At 73.5% G+C, this 23,211-nt stretch carries 18 protein-coding genes; 7 read left to right on the top strand and 11 right to left on the bottom strand.

Annotated elements, in window-relative coordinates:
* Nucleotides 1-72 precede the first annotated feature (72 nt).
* Together SM793_RS14595 and SM793_RS14590 are read right to left on the bottom strand one after the other, a co-directional pair.
* Entirely contained in the window at nucleotides 73-429 is a 357-nt protein-coding gene (locus tag SM793_RS14595) for a hypothetical protein (RefSeq protein ID WP_320438596.1), read from the bottom strand.
* Between the two features lie 15 nt (nucleotides 430-444).
* Complete coding sequence (locus SM793_RS14590; protein WP_320438595.1) at nucleotides 445-1,701, bottom strand: helix-turn-helix transcriptional regulator; 1,257 nt, start codon at nucleotides 1,699-1,701, stop codon at nucleotides 445-447.
* Nucleotides 1,702-1,938: 237 nt separating this feature from the next.
* Here SM793_RS14590 and SM793_RS14585 point away from each other — a divergent pair, with 237 nt between their 5' ends.
* The 4 genes from SM793_RS14585 to SM793_RS14570 all read left to right on the top strand — a co-directional run bounded on the left by SM793_RS14585 (nucleotide 1,939) and on the right by SM793_RS14570 (nucleotide 4,335).
* Entirely contained in the window at nucleotides 1,939-2,355 is a 417-nt protein-coding gene (locus SM793_RS14585; RefSeq protein WP_320438594.1) for a hypothetical protein, read from the top strand.
* 104 nt (nucleotides 2,356-2,459) lie between these two features.
* A complete protein-coding gene (locus tag SM793_RS14580) occupies nucleotides 2,460-3,002 on the top strand; it encodes a hypothetical protein (protein WP_320438593.1) in 543 nt (180 codons plus the stop codon).
* Nucleotides 2,966-3,808, top strand: coding sequence for a protein kinase domain-containing protein (locus tag SM793_RS14575; RefSeq protein WP_320438592.1), 843 nt, complete (start codon nucleotides 2,966-2,968; stop codon nucleotides 3,806-3,808). Before SM793_RS14580 ends, SM793_RS14575 begins: the two co-directional genes overlap by 37 nt.
* On the top strand, nucleotides 3,805-4,335 hold the full coding sequence (locus tag SM793_RS14570; RefSeq protein WP_320438591.1) for a GNAT family N-acetyltransferase: 531 nt from the start codon (nucleotides 3,805-3,807) through the stop codon (nucleotides 4,333-4,335). The genes SM793_RS14575 and SM793_RS14570 overlap by 4 nt, the downstream gene beginning before the upstream one ends.
* On the opposite strand, the gene SM793_RS14565 is transcribed toward SM793_RS14570, so the two are convergent.
* The 9 genes from SM793_RS14565 to SM793_RS14525 form a co-directional block, all read right to left on the bottom strand.
* Complete coding sequence (locus SM793_RS14565) at nucleotides 4,293-4,922, bottom strand: transcriptional regulator (RefSeq protein WP_320438590.1); 630 nt, start codon at nucleotides 4,920-4,922, stop codon at nucleotides 4,293-4,295. The two genes, SM793_RS14570 and SM793_RS14565, sit on opposite strands and share 43 nt — an antisense overlap.
* Nucleotides 4,923-5,026: 104 nt before the next feature.
* The gene (locus SM793_RS14560; protein WP_320438589.1) at nucleotides 5,027-5,953 is read right to left on the bottom strand and encodes a peptidoglycan-binding domain-containing protein; all 927 of its coding nucleotides are present in this window, start codon (nucleotides 5,951-5,953) and stop codon (nucleotides 5,027-5,029) included.
* A 3-nt stretch (nucleotides 5,954-5,956) separates the two neighbouring features.
* Nucleotides 5,957-7,726: a hypothetical protein gene (locus SM793_RS14555; RefSeq protein ID WP_320438588.1), complete on the bottom strand. Its 1,770-nt coding sequence runs from the start codon at nucleotides 7,724-7,726 to the stop codon at nucleotides 5,957-5,959.
* 50 nt (nucleotides 7,727-7,776) lie between these two features.
* Nucleotides 7,777-12,339: a hypothetical protein gene (locus SM793_RS14550; RefSeq protein WP_320438587.1), complete on the bottom strand. Its 4,563-nt coding sequence runs from the start codon at nucleotides 12,337-12,339 to the stop codon at nucleotides 7,777-7,779.
* Nucleotides 12,336-15,200: a hypothetical protein gene (locus SM793_RS14545; protein ID WP_320438586.1), complete on the bottom strand. Its 2,865-nt coding sequence runs from the start codon at nucleotides 15,198-15,200 to the stop codon at nucleotides 12,336-12,338. Before SM793_RS14545 ends, SM793_RS14550 begins: the two co-directional genes overlap by 4 nt.
* Nucleotides 15,197-17,152, bottom strand: coding sequence for a DUF6603 domain-containing protein (locus SM793_RS14540; RefSeq protein WP_320438585.1), 1,956 nt, complete (start codon nucleotides 17,150-17,152; stop codon nucleotides 15,197-15,199). The genes SM793_RS14545 and SM793_RS14540 overlap by 4 nt, the downstream gene beginning before the upstream one ends.
* 457 nt (nucleotides 17,153-17,609) lie before the next feature.
* Nucleotides 17,610-18,116: a polysaccharide biosynthesis/export family protein gene (locus SM793_RS14535; RefSeq protein ID WP_320438584.1), complete on the bottom strand. Its 507-nt coding sequence runs from the start codon at nucleotides 18,114-18,116 to the stop codon at nucleotides 17,610-17,612.
* Nucleotides 18,117-18,481: 365 nt separating this feature from the next.
* Nucleotides 18,482-19,249, bottom strand: a complete 768-nt coding sequence (locus tag SM793_RS14530; protein WP_320438583.1) for a response regulator transcription factor — start codon at nucleotides 19,247-19,249, stop codon at nucleotides 18,482-18,484.
* Nucleotides 19,246-20,520: a sensor histidine kinase gene (locus tag SM793_RS14525; protein WP_320438582.1), complete on the bottom strand. Its 1,275-nt coding sequence runs from the start codon at nucleotides 20,518-20,520 to the stop codon at nucleotides 19,246-19,248. Before SM793_RS14525 ends, SM793_RS14530 begins: the two co-directional genes overlap by 4 nt.
* Nucleotides 20,521-20,655: 135 nt before the next feature.
* Between SM793_RS14525 and SM793_RS14520 the strand changes: the two genes are divergently transcribed.
* The 3 genes from SM793_RS14520 (at nucleotide 20,656) to SM793_RS14510 (ending at nucleotide 23,105) form a co-directional block, all read left to right on the top strand.
* Nucleotides 20,656-21,573: an ABC transporter ATP-binding protein gene (locus tag SM793_RS14520; RefSeq protein WP_320438581.1), complete on the top strand. Its 918-nt coding sequence runs from the start codon at nucleotides 20,656-20,658 to the stop codon at nucleotides 21,571-21,573.
* Nucleotides 21,570-22,433, top strand: coding sequence for an ABC transporter permease (locus SM793_RS14515; protein ID WP_320438580.1), 864 nt, complete (start codon nucleotides 21,570-21,572; stop codon nucleotides 22,431-22,433). Before SM793_RS14520 ends, SM793_RS14515 begins: the two co-directional genes overlap by 4 nt.
* A 129-nt stretch (nucleotides 22,434-22,562) precedes the next feature.
* Nucleotides 22,563-23,105 (top strand): DUF4240 domain-containing protein, encoded by a 543-nt coding sequence (locus tag SM793_RS14510; RefSeq protein ID WP_320438579.1) that lies wholly within the window; start codon nucleotides 22,563-22,565, stop codon nucleotides 23,103-23,105.
* The last annotated feature ends 106 nt before the right edge of the window (nucleotides 23,106-23,211 follow it).

Genomic DNA, 23,211 nt, shown 5'->3' with positions numbered 1-23,211 from the left:
CCCCCCCCCCCCCCCCGCGCCCCGGCCGGTTTCCCCCCCGGGCCCCCACCTCAACGCCGTCCGCCCCCCGGATCAGGAACCGGCGCGCTCGATGGCCTCGAAGATGTCGGCATCGGTCTCCTGCTGCCAGGACGGCAGGTCGGCCCAGTCGGCCACATAACCGGGCTTCGGGTCCTCGAAGTGCTTGTGGATCTGAGCGATCCAGCACGTCGCGACGAAGCGCCCCTTCTGCTCCCGGGTGAGCTTGGACGTGTTCCCGCCGCTCACCCTGACGAAGTCACGGACCTGGCCGAATACGGCGGTCGCACACTCGCGCTCCCATGCGGGCGTCTCGTTCCAAGGAGCGATGTATCCGGCCTTGGGCTCGCCCGGGTAGTGCTTCGACACACCCGCGATCCACGCTTCACGGAAGATCCGTCCATCGGACATTGCGTCACTCCTTCGTCAGACGGCGCCGTCGAGCGCCGAGATCTGCTGGTGCAGTGCCGAGGCCCGGCTGTCGGTCATCAGAGGGGCGAGGCGGTTCTTGACGGTCTCCAACTTCCTCCCGATGAAGCCCGACCCGGTCCGGCCCGCCAGTTCCAGTGCGGCGTGAGTGTAGTGACTCGCCTGGTCGAGATCGCTGCGTTCGACCCCCAGTGCCGCCAGCTCCGCGAGCACAGCTCCCCGGCGACGCGGTGAAAGCTGTTGCGACAGGGCACTCGTCAATGCCTGCTCCGCCAGATCCGGTCGGCCGAGCGCGAGATAGCAGGTTCCGCGCTCCTCGGCGAGGCGGGAGCCGTCGAAGCGGAGCCAGCCTCCGTTGTGTGGTTCCCCGGGGAGGTTGTGAACCTGCCCGGCGCTGTCGAGCGCGCGCTCGGTCGCATCAAGGTCGCCGAGACCTGCATGGGCCTCCGCCTGGACCGCCGCTACCCAGTAGCGGGTCGAGAGTTGGTGGTCTCCACGTTCGGCGACGCGGGATGCCGCCGCCAGTATCGGAGCTGCCACGCCGAACCGATTCTCGTACAGTTCCACGAACGCGTGCCGGGTCAGGGCACACGCCCACATGTCGTAGGCGCCGGCCTCCCTGCTGGCGCTGGCGGCCAGGGTGTAGCAGTAGGCCGCATCGGTGTACCGGTTGGCGTCGAAGAAGATCTCGCCCGCGAGCTGGTACAGGTCTCCCACGAGTGTGCAGAGCCTCTGATGCGAGGCCTCGCTCTGGTGCTCACCCAACCCCTTGGCCAGGAGGTTCAATTGGTGTCGAACCATGGGGTAGACGGCCTGTTTCGAGTCGGACAGGCAGAAGACTTTCCAGAGGTGCGCGTTCAACTCGGGCCCGGTTTCAGCAAGTGCGGCGGACGTGCCGGTGCGGGGCGAGGCTGCGCCGGAGGTCGGCAGCGCAACGAGGGCGCCGGTCGCGGCGAGCAAGCTCAGAATATCGCGGCGCTTCATGTCGTCAGTATCGCCAACAGATGGGCCGGCGGCGTAGACCACCGGACGGCACGGGTGCAGTGCCGCAGGTGCGAGGAGCTCCGCCAGTCGTTCGGAAGTGATCCTGAGGGCCTTTGCCAGCTTGGGGTGAACGTACCCCTGGGGGTCGGTCGCGCCGGCCTCCCAGCGGGCGACGGTGGAAATCGCCACTCCCAACTCGTGGGCGAATGCCTCCTGGCTGTAGCCCAGCGCCTTGCGGCGTTCTGCGAGCTTCTTACGTCTTGGAGCCACGGCCTTCTCCGCTCGGATCGACAGGCCCAGGTCAGGACGAACAGCGCGTTGATTGTGCCTGACAGACAGTAACTTTCTGCTCTGGTTCGCGACAACTCCCGCGTCGTTCACTGGAGGCAGCCGCTCACTCCCGGGCCGTCGGTACGGTCTCCGGTCGAGCCGAGCCGGTCGTACCACCCGTGCACCGCTGCTTGGCCGGTCCCCGGACGAGCAGCACCAACCCGATGGGAGAATCCCGTGAGCAGCACCATCAAGTCGACCGCCGAGCTGGACGAGCTGGGAAAGTACTTCGCGATCGCCGCGCGACGGATCGACTCCGGCGAAGCGGCGCCGGAGATGTTCTCCGCTGCCATCGACACAGCGTGGCACCGGCTGGCCGACGATCTGGAGGCGTACGAGGCGTTCACGCTCCAGCACGCGGGTCGCAAGCTGGCCCACGTCGAGGGCGGGGGTAGCGGTTTCATCACGTGGGTGAGCGCGTACGAGGAGGCGTACGGGCCGCTGCCGGAAGTCTGGTTCACGAGCGCTGACGGCACGCTCGACAGCGAGGCCCTGGCCAGGTACCGCGAGACCGGCGAGGTCCGGGGCGAGTGGAACTGTTCACCCGCCCCGGGTGACGGCGACGACACGGCCCCGACGGCGTCCTACCTGTGATCACAGCGCCGTTCGACGGAGCGTCCCGGCGGACCGCCGGGGCGCTCCGCCTCACCGGGGCCCGCACGGAACACCCCGTCGGTGTGGACGGATACCTTGCCGGCTTGGACGAGCACTGCCCGTTCCTGCGACCGTCGATCCGGCGCGGTATGACCGGGTGGACGGTCTACGAGATCACCCCGGGCAGCCATCGGTACGCGGTGGAGGCGGAGTTGTTCTACGCCGGCGTGCAGGCCGCGGAATGGATCCGTCCGCTGATGGCGCGGCCGTACGGTGTCCTCGCGTGCGAGAACGTCGTCCTGCGCGGGCACTGGGTGGGTGAGGGCCATCGTGAGCTTCTGGCTTGGCCGCACTGGGCGTTGAAGCACCTGTACGCGCCGGTCGGGGTCATGGTCGGGAAGTTCGCCCAGGGCGCCGTGGAGACCGGCCGGCGCGGCGGGAGCATCCCGCCGCCGCCCTTGTCGTTCCTGCCAGTGCGGGCGGGTGTGAGGCCGTTGGATCCGAGGTTCTTGGAGGGGACGCCCGACCTGGCCACGGCACTGTCCGTGGCGGTCGATGACGGGCGCGACGTCTTCGAGCACGTTCCTTGCGAGTGGAAGGCAGTGAGAGCATGGGCGAGTTCCCTCCCGATGCCGCAGCGGCGCTGAATGCCGCGCGTGCCCTCTGCGGGCCCCTCGAACTGGAGGAGATCAGCGACCGGCGGGGCTCGGCGGTGTGGAAGGCCAGCGGTCCGCAAGGGGTGGTGAGCATCAAGCTCGGCACCGGCGATGCCGCCGAGGTCACCGCCCGTGAAGCCTCCGTGCTGGAGCAACTTCCCGAATACACCGTCACGGCCGGTCGCTTCGACAACGGTGTCTGGTACGTGACCCCGTGGCTGGTCGGGCCTTCCACCTGGAATGTGTTCCGGCCGGTGCGCAAGGACACCGGCGGACGGAACGAAGCTCTGGAGGCTGCGGTCGGGTTGTGCCGTGCGGTGGCCGACCTGCACGAGGCCGGGTGGGTGCACGGGGACCTCCAGCCACAGCACGGGATCCACACCGAGGACGGTGTCCGGCTCCTGGACTTCGCCTGGTCGCGGCAGGTCGACGGCACGCCGTGGCGGAGGTTCGACGGCACGATGATCCACATCACCGCCCCCGAGCTGGCCGCCCGGATCATCGACGGCCCGCAGCCCGTCGAGACGACGAAGGCGGCCGACGTCTACGCACTCGCCGGCACCCTGTGGACCTGCGTCACCGGGAGGTGGCCGCTGGACTACGAGGCCGTCAGCCTCGGGAGGGGCGCGTCGGTGGAGGCCATGCGTACGGCCATCGCCCACCGCGCGGTCCCGTTGTCCACCGCGATGCCCTGGCCCGCTCTTCAAGCCCGTCTGCGGTACGTCCTGTTGGCCGGCCCCGACGACCGGCCGACCGCCGCCGAGTTGACGGAGTTGGTTGAAGCGGTCGACGGGTGATCGAGCTGCGGGAGTTGGCCCATGGCGACGCTGGGGCCGTGGAGTGCATCTACGGCCCCGAATCGGTGAGGTTCCTCGGTCGGGGGCCGATGGGCGCCCGCGAAGCCCAGGCGTATGTGGCGGGCGCCCTGGCGGCAGCGGAAAGGAGACCGCGTACGCTCCACACCCTTGGACTCACCGTGGACGACGACCTTCTCGGGGTCGTCAAGCTCCACCTGGACCGCCGCGGCGCCGCAGTGAGCTACATCCTGCGCGCGGACGTCTGGGGCCGGGGCTACGCAACCGAGGGGGTCCTCAGGATCGTGGCCCTCGGAACCGGCAAGCTCGGGCTGACGGAGTTCCATGCCACGCACCACGCTGACAACGTGGCGTCCGGCCGTGTCTTGATGAGGGCCGGGTTCGTCCCCACCGGCGTCCGCGCCGGGCTCGTGACCTATGCCCTGTCGAGTGGTCGGCGGAGTGTCGCACTGGCGGGAACGGGGCCTCACGGGAGTTCGGCGAGGGTGGTCCAGAACAACCCCTCGTAAGCCTGGAGCAGGCGGCCGTACTCGCGGGCGGCGGTGAGGCCCGTCGGGCCGAGGGCGTCGGCGGCTGCCTGCTCCAGGGCGGTCGGGGGTTGGGCGAAGAAGTCGAAGAAGGCGCAGGCTTCCTCGTCGAAGCCGTGGAAGCGTCGCAGTGCCCCGGCGAGTGTTGCGCAATAGCCGCCCCAGGCCGTGAAGTTGGCGACGAGGGCGGCTGCGACGGCGGACGGGTGGCCGTTCAGGGAGAGCCAGGCGAGGTAGGAGGGGTACGCCTGGCAGCCGGGCAGTGGTTCCGCGGGGGTCTCCGTCGGTCCGCAGGCGGCGGCGAAGGCGGGCAGGGTGCGCAGGGCCGCGCTCTCCCCGTCGGCGAGCCCGGCGAACCAGGCGCCCAGGGGTACGTCCGCGCAGCGGGTGGCGAGCAGGAGGAGGCTGCGGCGGTCGGAGGCGATGATCCGTCGCTGCTGTGCGGCGAGGACGGCGAGTGTGCCGAGCCGTCCGCGTCCGGTCGCGAACTCCGTCACCAGGGTGGGTGGTTCCTCGTCGGGAGGGGTCAATTCCGAACGAAGGTCGCGGAGTTGCTGGTCATTGGGCATGTGCGGCCTCCGGGTGTCGCTGATCACCGTCCCCCGGTGCTCATGAGTAGCGCGTCGGCCGCGTACCGTCCCGGGGCACGCCGAGGACGCCGGTCGTAGGCCGGTCAGGGGAAGCGGGCCAGGCCGCGGGCGTCGAGCTGGGCGGCCAGGGCGGCGACGGTCTCCTCGGGGACGTCGTCGACGCCGGTGGTCCCGGGGGTGGGGGCGAGGCCGTTGGCGCCCTGGAAGGCGGTGAGGGCGCCCCGGGTGCCGGGGCCCGCGATGCCGTCCAGGCCGTGGGGGTCGAAGCCCAGGGCCTCCAGCGCGGTCTGGACGCCGATCAGGAGGTTGAGCGGCACCGGCAGGGCGTCCGAACGGAGGTTGGCGTCGAGCGGGAGGGTGGGGTCGTACACCAGGTCGGTGAGGTCCCCGCCCTGGTCGGTGACCCAGCCGGCGAGGGTGAAGAGCAGGGCGTTGCGGACGTTGCGCGGGATGACGCCGGAGTTCCCGGCCTCCGTCATCCGGCACTCCCGGGCCATGGTCGGCCAGTCGCCGCCGGCCGCGGCGGCCTCGAAGTGCGGGAAGCGGAACCTCGGCCCCATCGCCCAGGCCATGCTGAGCAGGCCGAGCTGCCCCGGGGCGGGCCAGCCGTCGAATCCGGCGAACGGCGGGCGGTTGCGCAGCGAGGTCTCGAAGGAGTCCAGCTTGGTGGTGATCAGGCCGTCGATCGAGGCATCGGAGACGAGCAGCTGCGCGACGGCCCGCTTCTGGGAGGTCGGCGCGTTGGCGGTGCCGCTGAACTTGATCTTCCGGTACTCGTCCTCGACGGCGGCCCGGTCGGCCGGGACGCCGGTGTTCCGGTCCGACCAGTCCAGGGTGAAGATGTCCGGCAGCGGCACGGGGTTGCTGCCGAAGTTCTCCGGGTCGTCGGCGTCGAGCAGGTTGCCGACGCCGGTCGACACCAGGCTCTTCACGTCCAGGTACATCATGTGCTCACGGCTCTCCAACGGTTCGCTGAAGGCGTTGAACCCGTTCCTGACGCTGTCGTGCACGGCTCACTCCTCCGGAGGCGGCGCGGGGGCCTGCCCGGTCGGGGGCTCCAGTACGTCGTAGCGCAGCCCGCTGGAGCCCGAGCCGGTGCCGCTGACCTTGCGCCGGGCCGACCAGGCGTGGGCGGAGCCGTCGTGCCAGCGGGTGTACTGGCGGCTGCGCTCCACCCGGACGCCGGAGCGCGGGACCTCCTCCTCGAACAGCCACTGCTGCTCCGCGAGCAGCCGGCCGAGCGGCCGCGCCGGGGTGTTCCCGTCGCGGACCAGGCCGGCGAGCAGCAGCCGGATCTGCTCCGGGGCGTCGGGGTCGACCGGCTGGGGCACCAGCGGGTACCAGTGGCCCGGGACCTCGGTGGCGAGCAGGTACCGGTCGGCGGGCGGGTCGCCGGGTTCGGCGGCCGGCCGGGGCGGGAGGGCCGCCACCCAGCGGGCGTAGCGGTCCAGCGGCTCCCCGGCCAGGTCGCCGACGGTCTCCTCGACCGCCCAGGCCAGGTTCGCCGCCTCGTCGCGCAGCAGCAGCACGGACTCGGCGGGCGGGCTCTCCAGCCCGGCGGGCAGCGACGCGGCCCGGTAGAACCACGGGGAGGGCGGCGGTCCGGTGCCGTCCCCGGCGCCGCCGCCCATGGCGGAGCCGCCGCGGTCCTCGCCGAGGCCGAAGAGGTTCCACTCCGGGTCCTCCAGGGAGGCGTGGGCGAGCACCGTCGCGCCGCCGAAGACGTCCGTGACCGAGCAGTGCACGACCCGGCTGAGCGAGCCCACGGGGCTCGGCAGCGGACAGCAGAACCAGTCGTTCCCGTACACCGTGGTGAAGGCGATCAGCAGCAGCCGTCCGAGGTCGGCGGGGCTGGTGTCCACGGCGCCGAAGTTGATCCTGGCGTCCTCCATCTCCCAGTAGCGGGAGGCGGGCATGCCGCCGAAGATCGCCGGGGTGGGGACGATGGCGCGCTGCTCGTGCGTCACGGCCGCCTCGGTGACCGGGATGTCGGCGGGCGGGGCGTCGACGGCCCACCAGTCCAGGTGCCCGCCCGGGTACTCCTGGGCCCGCAGCTCCAGCTCGGGGACGGTGGAGGAGCGCACCGCGAAGGCGTATTCGAGCCGGTTGGGGTTCCAGCCGGCGGGGGGCGGGGGCGGTACGGCCTCGTCGGGCGCCCCGTCCGCCGCGCGCGGCGCCCACCAGTCCAGCCAGCGCGCCGCCGCGCCCGCCAGGGCCTCCTGGTCGGGGGCGGCCGCGCCGAACTCCTTCGCCGCGGTCTCGTCCCGGTCCACGAGCCTGGCCAGCCACGGCACCAGCGCGACGGGGTCGGGCAGTCGGCTGCGGACGGCGGCGCCGAGCGGGGCGGGCGCGAGCGGCCCGTCGACGGCGCAGGGGCAGGTGGTGGCGAACGCGGGCAGTAGGGCGGCGAGGCCGGCCGAGGCGAGTTCGCGGCGCCAGCGCAGGCCGGCGGCCAGCGTCAGCCTGGCGTCGGGCCCGGCCGCGGGCTCCTGCTCGACCAGTTCCTCCAGCACCATCCGGCCCGGCCGGTACGGTTGCCAGTCACCCTCGCCGTTACCTTCACCCTCGCCCTCGGCCCCGGAGTTGCCGGGCCGCCAGCCGTCCAGCAGATGGATCTCCTGCGCGAGTGCGACGTCGACCGGCGAGGCGGCGTCGTCGCCGGCGAACTCGCCGAAGGCGTACTGGCGGGCGAGCAGATGGGCGGCGTCGCCGATCCGGGCCGCCAGCGCCTCCTCGACGCCGATGTCACGGGGTACCGGCTCGTACCGGAACATCGTCGGCATGGTTCCTCCTGACGGGCTTTCCGCGCTTCCCGGGCTCCCGGGGCGAGCGATCAGATCAGCTGGTGCGGCGGGGTCTTGGTCTGGACGGGCAGCAGCCCACGCAGCTCGGTGAGGTCGTTGAGGTCCAGGCCGCGGATCCGGGCGACGGCGTAGGTCTCCTCGACGATCGCGTGCACGTCCTCCATCCGCCAGCCGCGCAGCGGGTCGGGCGGCACCGCGACCAGCAGGGCCTGCGGGGCTCGGGCGTCGGGTTGGTTGTAGTGGAAGGCCAGTCCGCCCAGTTCCTCGACGGAGGGCTCGGCGTCGCCCTCGGGCGGTGGGGCGTCGGCGGGGGGAGCGGGGGGCGGTTCGGGGACGGACTCGGTCCAGGAGTCGATCAGGAGTCCCGCGACGTGGTCCGGATCGGGGGCGCCGTCGGTGCGCAGCAGCGCGCTGTGGCGGGCGGCGGGCCTGGTCCTGGACGGTACGGGGGCCGGGCCGCGGGCGATCCAGGGCTGTCCGGCGGGGAGTTGGACGACGGTCGTGCCGCAGGGCGGGGTGTCGGCGAGGACCTCCGCGGCGCCGAGCGCGTCGTCGAGGGCGCGGACGTTCGGCCTGACGCGTTCCATCTGCACCAGCCAGTTGCCGGCGCCGTCCTCGTCCGCGCCCTCCGGCGGGGCGGCGGTGAGCGCGTCGCCCGCCGGGGTGCCGCCGAGTCGCAGTTCGGCCAGGACGGGCAGGGTGCCGGCGAGTGCCGAGGACACCGCGGCGGTGACGGCGGTGACCCAGCCGAGCGCCTCGGCCGGCTCCTCGGGCGGGGCGCCGGGCAGCGGGGCGAGCGGGTTGGCGGCGAAGCGGTTGAGGACCGTGGCGGCCTGCCTCCGCAGCTCCTCGATCCCGGTGTCGTCGGTCGGCGGGCCGAGGCTGTAGGCGGAGGTGATCCCGAGGTCGGCGAGGCTGTCCAGGGTGCGGGAGACCGTGTCGGCGAGGCCCGGCAGCACCTTCACCTGTTCGACCAGGTTGGCCAGGGCGCTGGTGGTGGCGTTGTGCCAGGTCTCCACCCGGGCGGCGAGGCCGGCCAGGTCGGCGCCGGCCCAGTCGTCGCCGCTCCCCTGGTCGAGGTGCGAGGTGAGCAGCGGTTTCGCGCCGGCGAGCACACCTGCCAGCGCGTTGCAGAGCAGGCGCAGTTCGGCGAACCGCGCGGCGCCGTTCGCCGTGACGGGCGGCGTGGTCGCGGCGCCGGAGCGGGCGGCGGCCTGGCGCAGCAGGCGGCGGGCGAGGGCGGTGTCCTGCTGGGCGGGGTCGGCGTCGCGGCTGCCCGGCGGTCCGGCGCCGAGGACCACGTCGAGCGCGCAGACGCCGAGGTCGGCGAGGGTGAGGGTGAGCGGTGCGGCCGGATCCCCGAAGTCGAACCGCCAGCCGCCGGGGTCGCCGAGCCGGGCCTCGCACCAGCGTTCGACGGCGGGCTCCAGTTGGGCGAGCGGCCGGGTCGGGTCCCAGCCGGGAACGGGTGCGCGGGGTGCGAGGACGGCGACCCGGTGGGTCAGGGCGATGGCGGCGCGCGGGGTGCGGATCACCTCGAAGTCCTGCGGGAGGCGGTCGCCGCGGGTGATGCCGTCGGCCGAGGACGCGGCGCGCAGCGGGCTGCCGCCGACCAGTTGGTGCACGCTCTCGGCGAGCAGCAGGTCGCCGACCGCGTCGAGGGTGTCGTCCAGTTCCAGCATCAGCGTGGTGGCCCCGTCGAGCAGGGGCAGGTTCTCGGGCGGAAGGTTGCCGAGGATGTCCTGCAACTGCCGGCCGTGGGCGCGCCAGTCGGCCAGCAGGGCCAGGCCGTCGACGACGTCGCGGGCCGCGACGGCGGTCCTGGCCTCGTCGCTGCCGGGAACGGTCGGGTCGACCAGGTGGGGCATCGGGTAGGTGTCCCGGACCGGTGCGACGAGGGCGTCGAGCCCGTTGTCGTGCAGGCCGCGTTCGAACCGGTAGCCGAGCAGGGCGCCGAGGCTCTGGCCGGAGCGGACGCCGTCGAGGACGGCGAGTGCGCGGCGCACCCGGGCGGCGCTGAGGTCGACGGCGAAGGCCTGGCGGTCGGTGTGGCTGAGCCAGCCGGAGCGCAGTACGGCGGCGGTGACGGCGTGGTGCAGGGACGGGGCGAGGAGGTAGCCGTCGTTGCTCTGCGGCTCACCGGAGTCGCCGGAGTCGCCGGAGTCGCCGGTCTCACCCGGCTCACCCAGCTCACCGGGTTCACCGATCTCGCCCGGTTCGCCCGGTTCGCCCGGTTCGCCCGGCTCGTCACCGGGGAGCGGCTCCTCCGGGGGCAGCGACTCCGGGCGCGGGTGGAGGTCGGCCACCCAGCCGTACGCCCCCAGGTGGGTGCCGTCGGGGCGGGCGGCCCGGGTCTTGGCGAGGCGGGCGTGGGCGACCGAGGACATCCACGCGTCCAGCCGGTGGGTCTGGGTGTCCAGCGCCTCGCAGAGCAGCAGCTCCAGGCGCGGTGTGTCGGCGTAGGGCAGGTCCGCGCCCTCGGGCGGGGGCGGATCCGAGGGGCCGGGCGGCGGCGGGGTGATGAGCGACAGGTCCTCCGCGGCGGCGAGCTGCTCGAACGCGAGGGAGAGCCAGTCGAGGAACTGCGGCGCGAAGCCGGCCGCGGTGACGAGGTCGCCGTTCTTGAGCCCGACCCCGGGCTCGGGAACCGGCTCGTCGGCCCGGAGGAACTCGTTCACGTGGAAGGCGTAGGTGAACATCACGCTGGTGGCGTAGTGGTAGAAGAGCCCCAGCCGGCCGGTGCTGATCGCCTCCGTGGAGGCGGACAGGGCCAGCATCCGCTGGAGGAGCTCGGGCGAGGCCCCCTGCCCGGAGGCGAGCCGCGGAAGCGCATCCTGCCAGAAGCTCCACATGACGCGGACCGGTCGGGCCCGGGCGAGCTCCACCATCTCGGCGGTCGGCCGCTGGTCGCACAGGAACTCCACCGGGAAGGGGACGAAGTCCGGGGAGGGCGGCAGCGCCCAGGTGAACCGGCTGTCGTGCGGGACGGACCCGATCGGGGTGTCCGGCGGCGGCTCGAACGGCGCGTCGACGATGTCCTGCTGCATGTACCGCAGGCGCCGGGAGGCGGGCAGGCGGTGCAGCAGGTCGTTGATCACCTGGTCCGGGTCGCCGCTGGCGCCGACCCCGGGGGAGCGGAAGGCCTGCGACTCGACCAGGGTCCGGAAGCCGGAGATGTGGTTGAGGATCCGCAGGTCCACCTCGCTGCCGTGCCACAGGTCGAGCGAGGTGACGGGCAGCAGGCCGTACGGCTGGTTGCCCACCCGCAGTGTCGGCAGCAGGCCCCGGCCGCGGACGTGGTGGATGTAGTGCGAGACCAGGAAGGTGAGGTCGGGCAGGTCGGTGCCGTCGAGGCTGCGCCAGTTGCTGGAGGCGGCGGAGAAGGCGCCGGCCGCCGTCTGGACCAGGGTCAGCAGCCGGTGCTCGTCGTCGGTGAGTCCGTCGGTGGTCCCGGTGAGGACGGCGGCGGCGGTCCGGCCGAGGGCGGTCGCGGCCCGCGCCGCCGCCTGGGTGCTGCCGGGGTCGAGGGCGGCCTGCTGCTCGTCGACGCGGTCCGGCGGTTCGGGCGGGGTGCGCGGGTGCCAGGCCGAGCGGGTGGCGTCGGTGTTGTTGGTGGGTGTGCCGGTGGGCAGGACGGCCAGGCCGTCGGTGCAGCGGTGGGCCTCCAGCAGGGTGGCGAGCAGCTGTGCGGTGTCGGCGGAGCCGCCGCCGCGCACGCCGGTGACGGTGACCAGGCTGAAGTCGGTGCGCAGCCCGGTCAGCGGTACCCGTACGCCCATGCCGACCCGGACGGCCTCGTCGAAGTCGCCGAGCCAGCGCGGTGGCACCGGTCTGCCGGGGGCCGGTCCGACGTCCAGTTCCGGGTCGATCGGCTCGCCCTCCTGGCGCCACAGCAGGCCGATCTGGCCGTCACCGGTGGTCTCGTAGCCGGAGAACACCAGCCGGTCGGGCAGGACGTAGCTGTGCGCGGCGCGGGTGAACGTGCTGTCGACGACGGTCGGTTCGGCGGCCCAGGGCTCGGGGGAGGGCGCGATCGCGTCCGGCGGGGTCTCGGTCCCGGGGCGGGGGCCCTGCGGGCGCAGGGCGCGGACGGCCCAGCAGGCCCGGCCGGGGCCGATGGCGGCGACGAGGGTGCTCCAGGCGGCCGCGCGGCCCTCCTCGTTCGGCCCGGCGGTCCAGACCTCCACCCAGTAGGCCTCGGTGGCGGTGCGCTCCGCGGCGGTGAGGCCGGTCTCGTGGGAGTCGACGTGGATGTCGTCGGGGTAGGCCCGGATCCACAGCTGCGGGTCGGGGCCGCCGAGGCCCCGGTACACGGTCTCCAGCCGTAATGGGAGGAGTACCAGCGGGTCGGAGCCGTCCTCCGACCAGAGCGGCGGTTCGGCGGTCGCCAGGTCGCGGTAGGCCTCGCGGGCCTGCTGGTAGCGGGTCTGGGCGGCGTCCGCCTCCTGGGCGGCGGCCAGGTGTTCGGCCTCGAGTCCGGTCTCCTGGGCGAGTACCCGTTTCTCGTAGCCGGCGAGTCCGGTCCTCGACCAGTCGAGGGCGACCCGGGCGTCGCTGACGGCGCGGTGCGCGGCGGCGATCTCGCTGGTCACGGGGCTTCTCCCATCAGGCTGCGGGCGGTGCGGAGGAGGCGGAACGGCCGTTGCAGGGTGACCCGGGCGACGTCGGCGGAGTTCCAGCTCCGCCCGTCGGTGCGGGGGTGCTCCTGTTCCGAGACCGGCGGGTTGTCCGGCAGCCGGCCGAGCGAGGCGAAGCCGCCGACCTGGACGCGCTCCCAGTTGAGGTCGTCCCAGGTCTTCATGCCGGGGCCCGTGCCGGGCGCGGTGTCGTAGCCGAACCGGAGCCGTCGGCCGTTCTCGGCGAGCACGATCCACCAGTCGTGGATGTCCTGGTCGGGCGGTAGCTGGAAGGCGTAGGCGCAGGTGCGTTCGTCGATGGGCAGCACCATGACGGGCGCCGCCCAGGTGTCCGGGGCGAGCAGGGGGTCCTGGACGGCGGCGGGCGGGACGGCGGCCACGATCATGCCGGGGTAGCGGTGGACCAGCCGGCCGCGGATCAGCAGCACGTCCAGGTCGTTGGCGTCCAGGGCGAGGTGGCTGCCGAGGGCTCCGTCGGGGGCCCAGTCGTGCACCGGCGGGATGTCGGCGAGGCCGTCGGGGCGCGGCCAGAAGTGGGTGAACGGGCTGCCGCGCAGGTCGGTGGGGTACTCGCGCCAGCGCATCTCCCGGTTGAGCTCGTCGTTGGCGCCGACCATGAAGGCGGCGATGAACGGGCCGTTGGCCTTCAGCAGGACGGCCCGGTCGTCGGGCACGGCGGCGATGCCGGGCAGGAACCAGTCGGGTTCGCTCTCCTTGATCGCGAGCGCCATCGCGGCGGGGAAGTCCGGGCAGACCATCACCGGGTCGGTGACCTGTTCGGGCAGGGCGACCAGCGACTCGCCGGTCACGGTGATCCGGTCCTCCAGCCGGGCGGCCAGCAGCAGCGTCGGGTCGAGCGCGCCGATCAGCCGGTCCCGGTAGGCGTCCGGGTCGATCGGCACCCCGTACTGCAGCAGCTGGCTGCCGGGGTCGTCGGTCATCGACTCCTGGCCGGCCAGGACGGTGAACGGGGCGGAGAGCGTCATGCCGAAGTCGTCGGGGAGCGATTCCGTCGTGCCGGTGAGGTCGCCGACGAGCGGCTCGACCGTCCCGGAGTCGAACAGCTGCTCCGACATGAGCAGGTCGTCGGGGGTCATGGAGTCCGCGGCGAATCCCTCCGGTCCGCCCGCCATCCGCCCGATCGAGGGGGCGAGCAGAGAGGTGATCGCCCCGGCCTGGTCCGTGAAGCCGTTGGCGAGCGCGGCCGGGGCCACCGCGGCCATCGTGCGCAGCATCCCGGTGGTGTGCCGGGTGGCGGCGGAGTGGAGGGCGCCGTCGACGCGTTCCGCGAACGCGTCGCCGGCCGCGACCTCGACCGCGGGCGAGGTGCCCGGCCGGGTCACCAGCGGTACGGCCAGCGGGGGCAGCAGCGCGCCGGTCAGTGTGCGCCGGGCCAGGCTGTCGCCGTCCAGGGCGGCGCGGCGGGCGAGCGGCCCGCGCCGGCGCAGCAGCCGGTGGTAGGCGGCGTCGGCGATCGCGGTCGGGGCCGGGCTGACCGCTACCTCGGTCCGCAGTGGCAGCCCGCTGTCCGTGCGGACCCGGTCGCCGACCGGCGCGGCCACCGCCATCAGCTCGGCGGGGGAGAGGGTCTGCAGATGGCGCCGGTACAGCGAGTCGCAGACCGCGGTGCAGAAGAGGGTCTCCTGCAGCTTGCGGTTGGCCTCCCGGACGGCGCCGAGCTGGTCCCAGGCCCGGGCCATCAGGAACTCCTGGTTCGTCCGCACCCAGTCGGCGCCGAGGGCCGCCGCGATCCGGTGCTCCGGGTCGAGGTTGAGTTCGGCCAGCCAGCCCGTCGCGCCCGCTTCGACGGTCCTGGCGACCACCGGGTGGCCGCCGTACAGCGGCGGCGCGAGTTCGGTCTCGGTGCCGCGGTCGATGTGCGCCGCGACCCTGGTCCTGAAGTCGTCCAGGGCGGCCAGGGTGACGGTGCCCGGCGGCGGGTCGAACAGGGTGAGGACGCCCTGGACGGTGATGGTCTGCCGGCCGGCCGCCGGGTCGCCGGAGGCGAGCGGATCGCCGTGCAGCCAGGGCCGGGTGATGTCGACGGTCCGCCCGCCCAGCGGCCCGGCCTCCTCCGGCCGCAGCGGCACCACGGCCGTCGCCAGCTGTTCGAAGTCGCCTTCCTCGCCGGTGCGGAAGCCCCAGGAGTGGTAGACGGGCAGCCGGAAGACGTCCCGGCCGGGGAACGGCCAGGCGTCGCCCGGCTGGTCGATCTCGGCGAAGCCGCCGGTGAGTCCGGCGCTCACGCCGCCCTGGAAGGACGGCACCAGGCAGGCAAGGTAGTCGAGGCCGCCCTGGAGCCGGCGCGGGCAGAGCAGCCGGGAGATCAGCGGCCCCCGCTGTCCGGCGGGCCGCTGGATGTGCGCCCACTGCCAGGCCTCGTCGAGCGGCGGCAGCAGGCCGATCTCGACGTCGACGAAGGGCAGCGGGTTGCCCGGCTGGACGGCGTGCCCGGCGGCCTCCACCACGATCAGCTGCAGCCAGGGCCGCAGGCGTCCGTCCGAGGCCCTCGCCGGGGTGAACAGCCAGGGCAGCTCGGGCAGGTCGAACTCCACGAAGGGCAGGTAGTTGGGCTCCACGTCGGTGCTGCCGGGCACCGGTTCGACGCGCAGGATGTGCCGGGTGTCCAGACCCACCACACCCTCGGGGCCGAGCATCCGCAGGCCCCGGCCCTGCACCGGCAGCCGCCGGTTCCGCGGCCCGGTCAGGGTGAAGGTGGGGGCCAGGTCGGGTTCGAGGTTGGTGGCGGTGTGCGGGATCGCCGCGCCCACCGGGCTCTGCAGGTACGGTGCGAACTCCAGGTCGTCGCCGCTCATCGGAGTCTCGCCTCCCAGGCCTCCACCACCCGGATCCCGGCCCGGCCGCGGAGCACCCCGCGCAGTTCGGCGTTCGGCAGTCCGGCGTCGCCGGCGGGCGGCGAGGCCGCGACCGTGAGCTCCGTCATCGACCAGCTGGACACCGCCGCGAGCGGTTGCTCCGCCGCCACCCGGAGCGCAGGCCCGGCGGTCCGCCACCATGGGGCGTCGCGGATCGAGGCGGCGGCGGCCACGTCCTCAGCGGAGACGTGGGCGTGGGAGCGCATCATCCGCAGGAAGTGGGCGCGCATCGGCACCGGGTCCTGGACGATCCTGGTCTCCCAGCCGAGCTCCACCCCGACGAAGGCCGAGTCGTCGGGCCCCGAGAGGTCGGGGGCGAACCGGACGCCCGAGCGGTACTGGGCGTAGGCGTCGGTGCTCAGCTGCTGGTCCTCGGTCAGGTCCAGGAACTGCCCGGGCGCGAAGGAGTCGGAGACCGAGCCCTCGCGGGCGTCGTCCTCGCCGAGCCGGGGCTCGACGATGTCCCACCGTTGCGGCGGGTCGACCGCCGCGTGCCCGAAGCGCGCGATGTCCACGCCGAGCGGCAGCACGTGCTGGCGGGCCGCCAGCCGGCCGTGCGGGTGCACCCGGCGTCCCTCGGCCAGCAGCCGGTTCGCGAACGGGGAGAGCCGTACGGGGCTGCGCTCGGCGGCGGACGGCGGCAGCACGCTCCAGGCCGAGGGCTGCGCGAACGCCTTGACCAGCTCGTCGGCGAGGTCGACGGTGGAGGCGGGCAGCGGCGGCGGCCCGCCGCCCCAGCTCAGGTCGAAGTTGAACGACACCTTGAACAGGAACAGCTTGATCCGGCCCCGGCCGACCGCGTGCCAGGGGGTGGGTCCCTCCAGGACCAGCTCGAACGCGATGCCCAGCAGGGTCTCGCCGAACACCTCGACCGACAGCGCGCCGCGCATCGAGGCGGTGAACGACATCGTCGGCCTGAAGTGGATCAGCACGTCCAGGGCGAACTGTCCGCGCAGGCCGCAGTCCGCGATCTCGGCGGCCAGGGACAGCTTCGCCCCGAACTGGACGGTGTTGCTGGTCACCGCGAAGTACGCCTCGCAGCGCAGTTGCAGCCAGGGCGCGGGGGAGAGGTCCATCGCCAGCCGGTGCAGCCTCGGCACCCCGCGCGGGACCGGGAACGCCGGGTGGAAGCCGCCCGCGCTGAGCACGAACAGCGGGTCGTCCCCGCCCCGGCTGAGCACCAGCACGTCACCGTCGAGCGGGATGCCCGCCATCCGCGAACCCGTCAGGGAGGCCATCAGGAAGGCGCTGGGCTCGGCGGTGTCGTACTGGCCCGCGAAGGTCGCCTTCAGTTCGATGACCGGCGCCGCCGGATCGGGCACCATCACCCGCAGGATGCCGAGGACCGACAGCCGCACCGGATCCGGCAGCTCGGCCACCACGGCCGCCGACAGGTCGACCATCCGGCCGCCCCAGGAGATCCGGAACATCGGCCCGACCACGAGCCGCCCCGGAACGGTGGGGAACAGCGACGCCAGGCGCGGGATCACCCGCAGCGCGGCCTCCACCGGGTCGGGCGGGAAGAGCAGTTCGCCGGCCGTGCCGTCGGCGATGCAGGCCAGCAGCGTGTCCCGGTCGACGGCCTTGTTGACGCCGACCACCCCGCCGATGCCGCTGAGCGCGAAACCGAGCCCGATCTGAAGTCCGGGCTCGGGGAAGGTCACGCCCATCAGCACGATGAAGGCCGGCGGCCGGCCCAGCGAGATCTGGCCGAAGGCAGTCACCGTGGTGACCGGCATCGCCGCGCTCAGCACCCCCGAGAACTCGGTGAAGCCCTTGCGGTCCAGCTGGCCGCGTAACTGCACCGGGGGCAGCGGAAGGTCGATCTTCAGCGTGTCCGGGAGATTACCGTCCGCCAGTTTCTCCAGGTCGAGCCCCGGAATGCCGCCCATGGCACACCTCGCTCCTCGTCGGCCGCGCGTCGGCGGCGCGTCGGCGGCATACGGCCGCCGGCCGGCAGCACGTCGCCGGGAAATATCACGGGCAGTGACAATTCACGGCCCGGGCCACGGATTGTGATCGATCCGGGAAATGCCTGCCGATGGCGCGGTTCCACCGGTCGGACCGCGGAATGCCGCACCACGGAATGCCGCACCACCCCCCCCGGGGGGGGGAGGGATCGGTCGCCGATCTAATGAAACGCCGGTTACGGGCCGAGGCAATGGGCCTGGACGTGGGCCTGGACGTGCCGGACCCATCTCCTCAGGAGCGGGTCGACCTGCGGGAAAGAACTCTCGGCAGGGAAAATTGTCGGGTATGTGACCCACTCTATTCCCGAGCGTGCGGGTGTTCCAATACCTTCCGTGAGATTCCTTGCGCCTCTCGGACCTTGTCACCGGGAGGGGTGGCTCAGAAGAGCTCCACGCGGGTCACGTTGACCAGCGGCTGCTGGAAGATCTGGCCGTCCAGCAACCCCTGCTCGATCTGGTGCTCTGCCTCGAAGAAGCGGTTGTCGCGGACGAGGACCCCGCCCAGGAAGGGCATGTTGATGCTGCCCGAGGCGTCCACCGGGAACGAGCCGGAACTCGCGTCGATGGTGCCGTCGGGATTGAGCATCCGCACGAAGAGCAGGTCCCCCGGTTGGATGGTGTTCTCCAGGTCCACCCGGTCGCCCCGCAACCCGAGATTGACGGTGACGATGGTGAGGATGCCGTCCGTCACGAACCGGTTCTCGATCTCGGCCCGCAGGTCCGGCGTCAGCGGCTTGCCCTCGGCGAGGATCATGTTCAGCGAGGGAATCCGCAGCAGGCGGCTGGCATCGACCGCGTAGTCGTGCGAGAAGTCCGTCACCACCCCCGCCGCGTCCCGTACCTCGATCTGGACGATCTCCCCGAGTTCCAGTGCTGTGGCCGACATGGTCGTTCCTTTCCCGGTGCGCCCGGCCGCCCGTTCGGAGCATCCGGGCCGGGGGTCGCACGCCACCGGCCCGTGCCGCACCATCGGTCGGCCGGACATTCCGGCGGCTCTGGCGGCCGTCGGCGGCCGGGGCGGGAACTCCGGCTTTCATTGTCCACCCGGGTGCCGAATCCGCATACCAGGAAGGCAGTTGCCCCGGGCACCCTTTTTCGCGGCCGAGCTCGACCGCCTGTACTGGGGCAAGATCGTCAAACTCGCAAAGTCCGGCGTCGAGAGCTCCGTCCACTGCGTGACCTGTGCCGTGAATCGAGCCCCCGCAGCTTCCGGGGCTTCCGCGGCCTCTGCGGCCGGGGTCCGACCCGCTGTCACCGCCGGTCCGCCGGGGCGCCGGCGGCCAGCGGAACCAGGCCGGACTCGTAGGCGAGGATGACGAGTTGGACGCGGTCGCGGGCGGCGAGTTTGGTCAGGAGGCGGGTGATGTAGGTCTTGACCGTGGCGGGGCTGAGGACGAGTTCGGTGGCGATCTCGGGGTTGGCCAGGCCCCGGCCGACGAGGGTGAGGATCTCGCGTTCCCGGTCGGTGATGGCGGCGAGGCGGTCGGTTCCTGGGGGCGTGGGCGTGGGTGCGGACGCCGACGGGGGCGTGGACGCCGACGCGGCGGCCGGGCCCGGGGCCGGGCGGGCGGTGAACTCGGCGATGAGGCGGCGGGTGACGCTCGGGGAGAGCAGGGCCTCGCCCGCGGCGACCACCCGGATGGCGTCGAGGATGTCGTCGAGGGCCATGTCCTTGACGAGGAATCCGGAGGCGCCCGCGTGCAGGGCGGCGTAGACGTTCTCGTCCTCGTCGAAGGTGGTGAGGACGACGACGCGGGCCGGGGAGGGACCGGCGGTGACCCGGCGGGTGGCCTCGATGCCGTCGAGCACGGGCATCCGGATGTCCATCACCACGACGTCGGGGCGCAGCTCCTCGGCGAGACGGACGGCTTCGGCGCCGTTCCCGGCCTCGCCGACCACCTCCAGGTCCTCGGCCTCGGTGATGACCATCTCCAGGGCGGCCCGGACGAGGGGCTGGTCGTCGGCGAGGAGGACGCGGACGACAGGAACGACGGGGACGGGCGTCATCGGGTGTGTCATCGGGCGGATCCGTTCAGCGGCAGGCGAGCGGTGACCCGGAAGCCGCCGTCGGGGCGGGGCGCGGCGGTGAACTCGCCGTGCAGCAGGGCGACTCGTTCCCGCAGGCCCACCAGCCCGTAGCCGGCGGGGGCGGTGCCCCGGCCGCGGCCCCGGTCGGTGATGTCGAGACCGAGTTCGGCGGGCCGCCGGTGGTCGACGGTGACCCGGCAGGAGGGGGTGCCGGCGTGGCGGACCACATTGGCCAGCGACTCCTGGACGATCCGGAAGGCCGCCAGGTCGATCTCGGGCGGCAGTCGGTGCCGTTCGCCCTGCCACCGGAGGTCGACCCGCACACCGGCGGCGGTGGTCGCGGCGGCCAGCCGGTCGAGGTCGGCCAGACCGGGCGGGCCGTGGGCCGGGACGGACGAGCCGTCGGCGTCGGGGCCGCCATGGCCGTCGGGGCCGTCGGCGTCGTCGGCCCGTCGGAGCGCGCCGAGCATCCGGCGCAGCCCGGCCAGGGTCTCCCGGCCGGCGGTCTCGATCTCGGCGAGGGCCTCGCGGGCCCGGTCCGGCCGGGAATCGAGGACCCGGCGGGCCGCGCCCGCCTGGAGGGCGACGATGCCGATGCTGTGCGCCACGGTGTCGTGCATCTCGCGGGCGATCCGCAGCCGTTCGGCGGTGACCGCCTGCGCCGCCGCCCGGGCGCTCAACGCCTCGGCGTGCTCCCGGGACTGGTGCACCGAACGGCCCACCAGCCAGGCGATGACGGCGATCAGGACGCCCGCGTCGTTGGCGCCGATCCGGGTGCCGGTGAGCAGCAGGCCGCCGCCGAGCGCGGGCGCGAGGACCAGATGCAGGGTCAGCGCGCCCAGCACCATGGCCAGGGCCGCGCGTGAGGTCCGGCGCGGTTCGGCGGCGGTGGCCAGACAGAGGGCGGTGACCACCGCGAGCAGCGCGGTCGGCGGCAGTTGGAGCTCCCAGCGCCAGCCCTTGGTCTGCGCCACGGTGGCGGCGAGCAGCAGCGCGACGGCCGTGCGGGGCCGGCGGCGCAGCAGGGCGGCGGCGAGGAGGGCGACCGGGGTGGTGAACGCCGCGGTCGACCAGTCCTGGTGGACGGCCGGCGGGAGGCCGGGGTCGGCGGCGCCGGTGGAGGTCCCGTGCGACGGGCGGCCGTCGTCCCCGAGGGCGGGCGAGAGCAGCGAGAGGCACCACGCGAGCGCGGTCCAGGCGCCGGGCGGTACCCGCCGGAGCCGGGGCGGGAGGGTCGGCGGGGGCGCGAGCGTCTCTGACATGCGCTGATCGTACGAGGCGGGCGCGGAGCGCGGCATCGGACCGGGGGTGTACGACCAGGGGTGACAGCGGGGGCCGCCGAGGTGTCCTCCCCGGTCGGATGTGCCGGTGGGCGGCCGGGCGGCAGTGTGGAGCACATGATCGAAGTCCACCGACTGACGAAGCGTTACGGCCGCACCACCGCCGTCGACGAGCTCACCTTCACCGTCCGCCCCGGTCTGGTCACCGGATTCCTCGGCCCGAACGGCGCCGGGAAGAGCACCACCCTGCGAATGATCCTCGGCCTGGACGCGCCGACTGCCGGCGCCGCCACCGTGGGCGGGCGCCCGTTCCGGGAGCTGCCGCGCGGCCTGCGGCACGTCGGCGCGCTGCTCGACGCCGGCGACGTCCACGGCGGGCGCAGCGGACGCGCCCATCTGCGGGCGCTCGCCCGGAGCAACGCGGTGCCGCGTGGACGGGTGGAGGAGGTGCTGGCGGAGGTCGGGCTCGACGGCGCGGCCGGGCGCCGGATCGGCGGGTACTCGCTCGGGATGAAGCAGCGGCTGGGCATCGCGGCCGCACTGCTGGGGGACCCGCCGGTGCTGCTGTTCGACGAGCCGCTGAACGGGCTGGACCCGGAGGGCGTGCGCTGGGTGCGCGAACTGTTCCAAAGGCTGGCCGCGGAGGGGCGGACGGTCTTCGTCTCCAGTCATCTGATGAGCGAGATGGAGCACACCGCGGACCGCCTGGTCGTCATCGGCCGCGGCCGGCTGATCGCGGACGAGAGCCTCGCGGACTTCGCCGCGCGCGGCACGGCCGCACCGGGTGTCACCGTCCGGACCACCGGGCCCGGGCCGCTGGCGGACGCCCTGCGGGCGGCCGGCGGCGAGGTGCGGCCGGGGGACGACGCCGGGACGCTCCTGGTGACCGGCCTGGACCCGGCCCGGATCGGCGCGCTCGCCCTCGACCACCGTGTCCCGCTGCTCGAACTGACCGCCCGTACGGCCTCCCTGGAGGAGGCGTTCATGGCCCTCACCGCCGACCACGCCGACCACTCCGCCGGAGGACCCCGATGACCACCACCGTTCCGATCCCTCCTGTTCTCGCCGTCGGCTCCGCCGCCGCGGACGGTCCCCGGCCGCGCTTCCGGGACCTGTACGCCGCCGAGTGGATCAGGTTCTGGTCCCTGCGCTCCATGCCCTGGGTACTGGGGACCGGGCTGCTGGTCCTCGTCGCCGTCAACCTCAACGCCGCGCGCCACACCTACCTGAACACCGCGCCCGGCGGCCCGCCGCCCGGGGCCGGGAGGGCCGGTACGGCGCTGAACGTCTCGTTCACCGTGGCGGCCGTGGACCTTCTCATGCTCCTCGCGGTCGGGGTCGGTGTCGCGGTGGTCGCCGCCGAGTACAGCAGCGGCATGATCCGCACCACCTTCTCCGCCGTCCCGGACCGCCGGGCGGTCCTGCTGGCCAAGGCCGGCGTGCTGGCCACGGCGATGCTCGGCCTCGGCACGCTCGCCGCCGGAGCCTCCTTCTGGGCGGCGCAGGCACTGCTGAGCGGCCGCCACGCCGGGGTGTCGATCGCCGAGCCCGGCGCGCTGCGCGCCGTCGCCGCCGCGGCGCTGCTGGCGCCGGTCTGCGCGCTGGTCGGCTTCGGCCTGGCGACACTGATCCGGCACGCGGCGGCGAGCGTGGTCGCCGGCGTCCTGGTGCTCTTCATGCTGCCCGCCTCGTTCAACGAGAACCACGCCTGGTCGGCGGCGATCACGCACGCCATGCCGCTCACGTCGTGGCGGCGGCTGTCCTGGGTCGACCTGACGAACGTGCTGCTCCCGCCCCACCCGGCGACGGTGGCGGGCTCGTGGCTCGCCTACGCGGGGTGGGCGGTGGGGTCCGTGCTGCTCGCGGTGACGGTCGTCCGGCGCCGGGACGTCTGAGCGGTTGGGCCCGTTCGCGAGGACCGAGGACCGGGGATCGGCGGCCGAGGACCGACGGCCGCCGGTTGTCGGTCCTCCGTGCCAGGATCTGTCCCGACCCACCCGTGAACGGAACGGAACGGAACGACCGTGAGCACCATCGACGAGTCACCGGCGGCCGGGCTGCCCCCGCAGCTGTCGCCGCAACTGTCCTGGGAGCTGTCCTGGGAGCGGTTCTGGCAGCTGATCGACCTGATCGGCGGCGAGCCCGCGGTCGCCGTCTGCGCCACCTTCGGCGCCGGCTGCGAGCGGCTCTCCGAGGTGCTCGCGGCCGGTCCGGTCGAGGAGATCCTCGGCTTCGGCGAACGCTTCGCCGAAGCCCTGTACCGCCTGGACCGCGAGGAGTTCGGCACTCAGCGGGCCGTGGACCCGGGATACCCGGGGGAGTCGCTGCCGCTGAGCGACGACGGCTTCCTCTACGCCCGCGCCGCCGTGGTCGCCGCCGGCCGTGCCGCGTACGAGCGGGTACTCGGTGAGCCGGAGCTGTTCGCCGCCCACTCCTTCCGCAGCGGTGAGCCCCTGCTGTACGTCCACGAGGAGGCGTACGAGGCGGCGACGGGCGAGGAGTGGGACCACGCCACCCGCTACAACTACGAGTCCTGCTCCAACCGCGAGGGTTGGCCGACCCTGTAGACCTCCAGTCGAGTGCCCCAGCCAACCACGCCCGAGCGCGGCGGCGGGCGCGATCAGCAGGGGCCGGAGCGGTGGAAACACGCTGGTGGTGGGTGGTTCGGCCGTC

It is taken from the genome of Kitasatospora purpeofusca, from assembly GCF_034043715.1.
Classification (GTDB): Bacteria; Actinomycetota; Actinomycetes; order Streptomycetales; family Streptomycetaceae; genus Kitasatospora; species Kitasatospora purpeofusca_A.
Note: the sequence above shows the minus strand (reverse complement) of the source record. Positions and strands in the feature narration are given on the sequence as shown.

Bases quoted from the DNA above. Each gene is read 5' to 3' on its own strand.
- SM793_RS14595 (WP_320438596.1), bottom strand. From the start codon at position 429: ATGTCCGATGGACGGATCTTCCGTGAAGCGTGGATCGCGGGTGTGTCG.
- SM793_RS14575 (WP_320438592.1), top strand. From the start codon at position 2,966: ATGGGCGAGTTCCCTCCCGATGCCGCAGCGGCGCTGAATGCCGCGCGT.
- SM793_RS14565 (WP_320438590.1), bottom strand. From the start codon at position 4,922: ATGCCCAATGACCAGCAACTCCGCGACCTTCGTTCGGAATTGACCCCT.
- SM793_RS14555 (WP_320438588.1), bottom strand. From the start codon at position 7,726: ATGCCGACGATGTTCCGGTACGAGCCGGTACCCCGTGACATCGGCGTC.
- SM793_RS14545 (WP_320438586.1), bottom strand. From the start codon at position 15,200: ATGAGCGGCGACGACCTGGAGTTCGCACCGTACCTGCAGAGCCCGGTG.
- SM793_RS14540 (WP_320438585.1), bottom strand. From the start codon at position 17,152: ATGGGCGGCATTCCGGGGCTCGACCTGGAGAAACTGGCGGACGGTAAT.
- SM793_RS14535 (WP_320438584.1), bottom strand. From the start codon at position 18,116: ATGTCGGCCACAGCACTGGAACTCGGGGAGATCGTCCAGATCGAGGTA.
- SM793_RS14530 (WP_320438583.1), bottom strand. From the start codon at position 19,249: ATGACACACCCGATGACGCCCGTCCCCGTCGTTCCTGTCGTCCGCGTC.
- SM793_RS14525 (WP_320438582.1), bottom strand. From the start codon at position 20,520: ATGTCAGAGACGCTCGCGCCCCCGCCGACCCTCCCGCCCCGGCTCCGG.
- SM793_RS14520 (WP_320438581.1), top strand. From the start codon at position 20,656: ATGATCGAAGTCCACCGACTGACGAAGCGTTACGGCCGCACCACCGCC.
- SM793_RS14515 (WP_320438580.1), top strand. From the start codon at position 21,570: ATGACCACCACCGTTCCGATCCCTCCTGTTCTCGCCGTCGGCTCCGCC.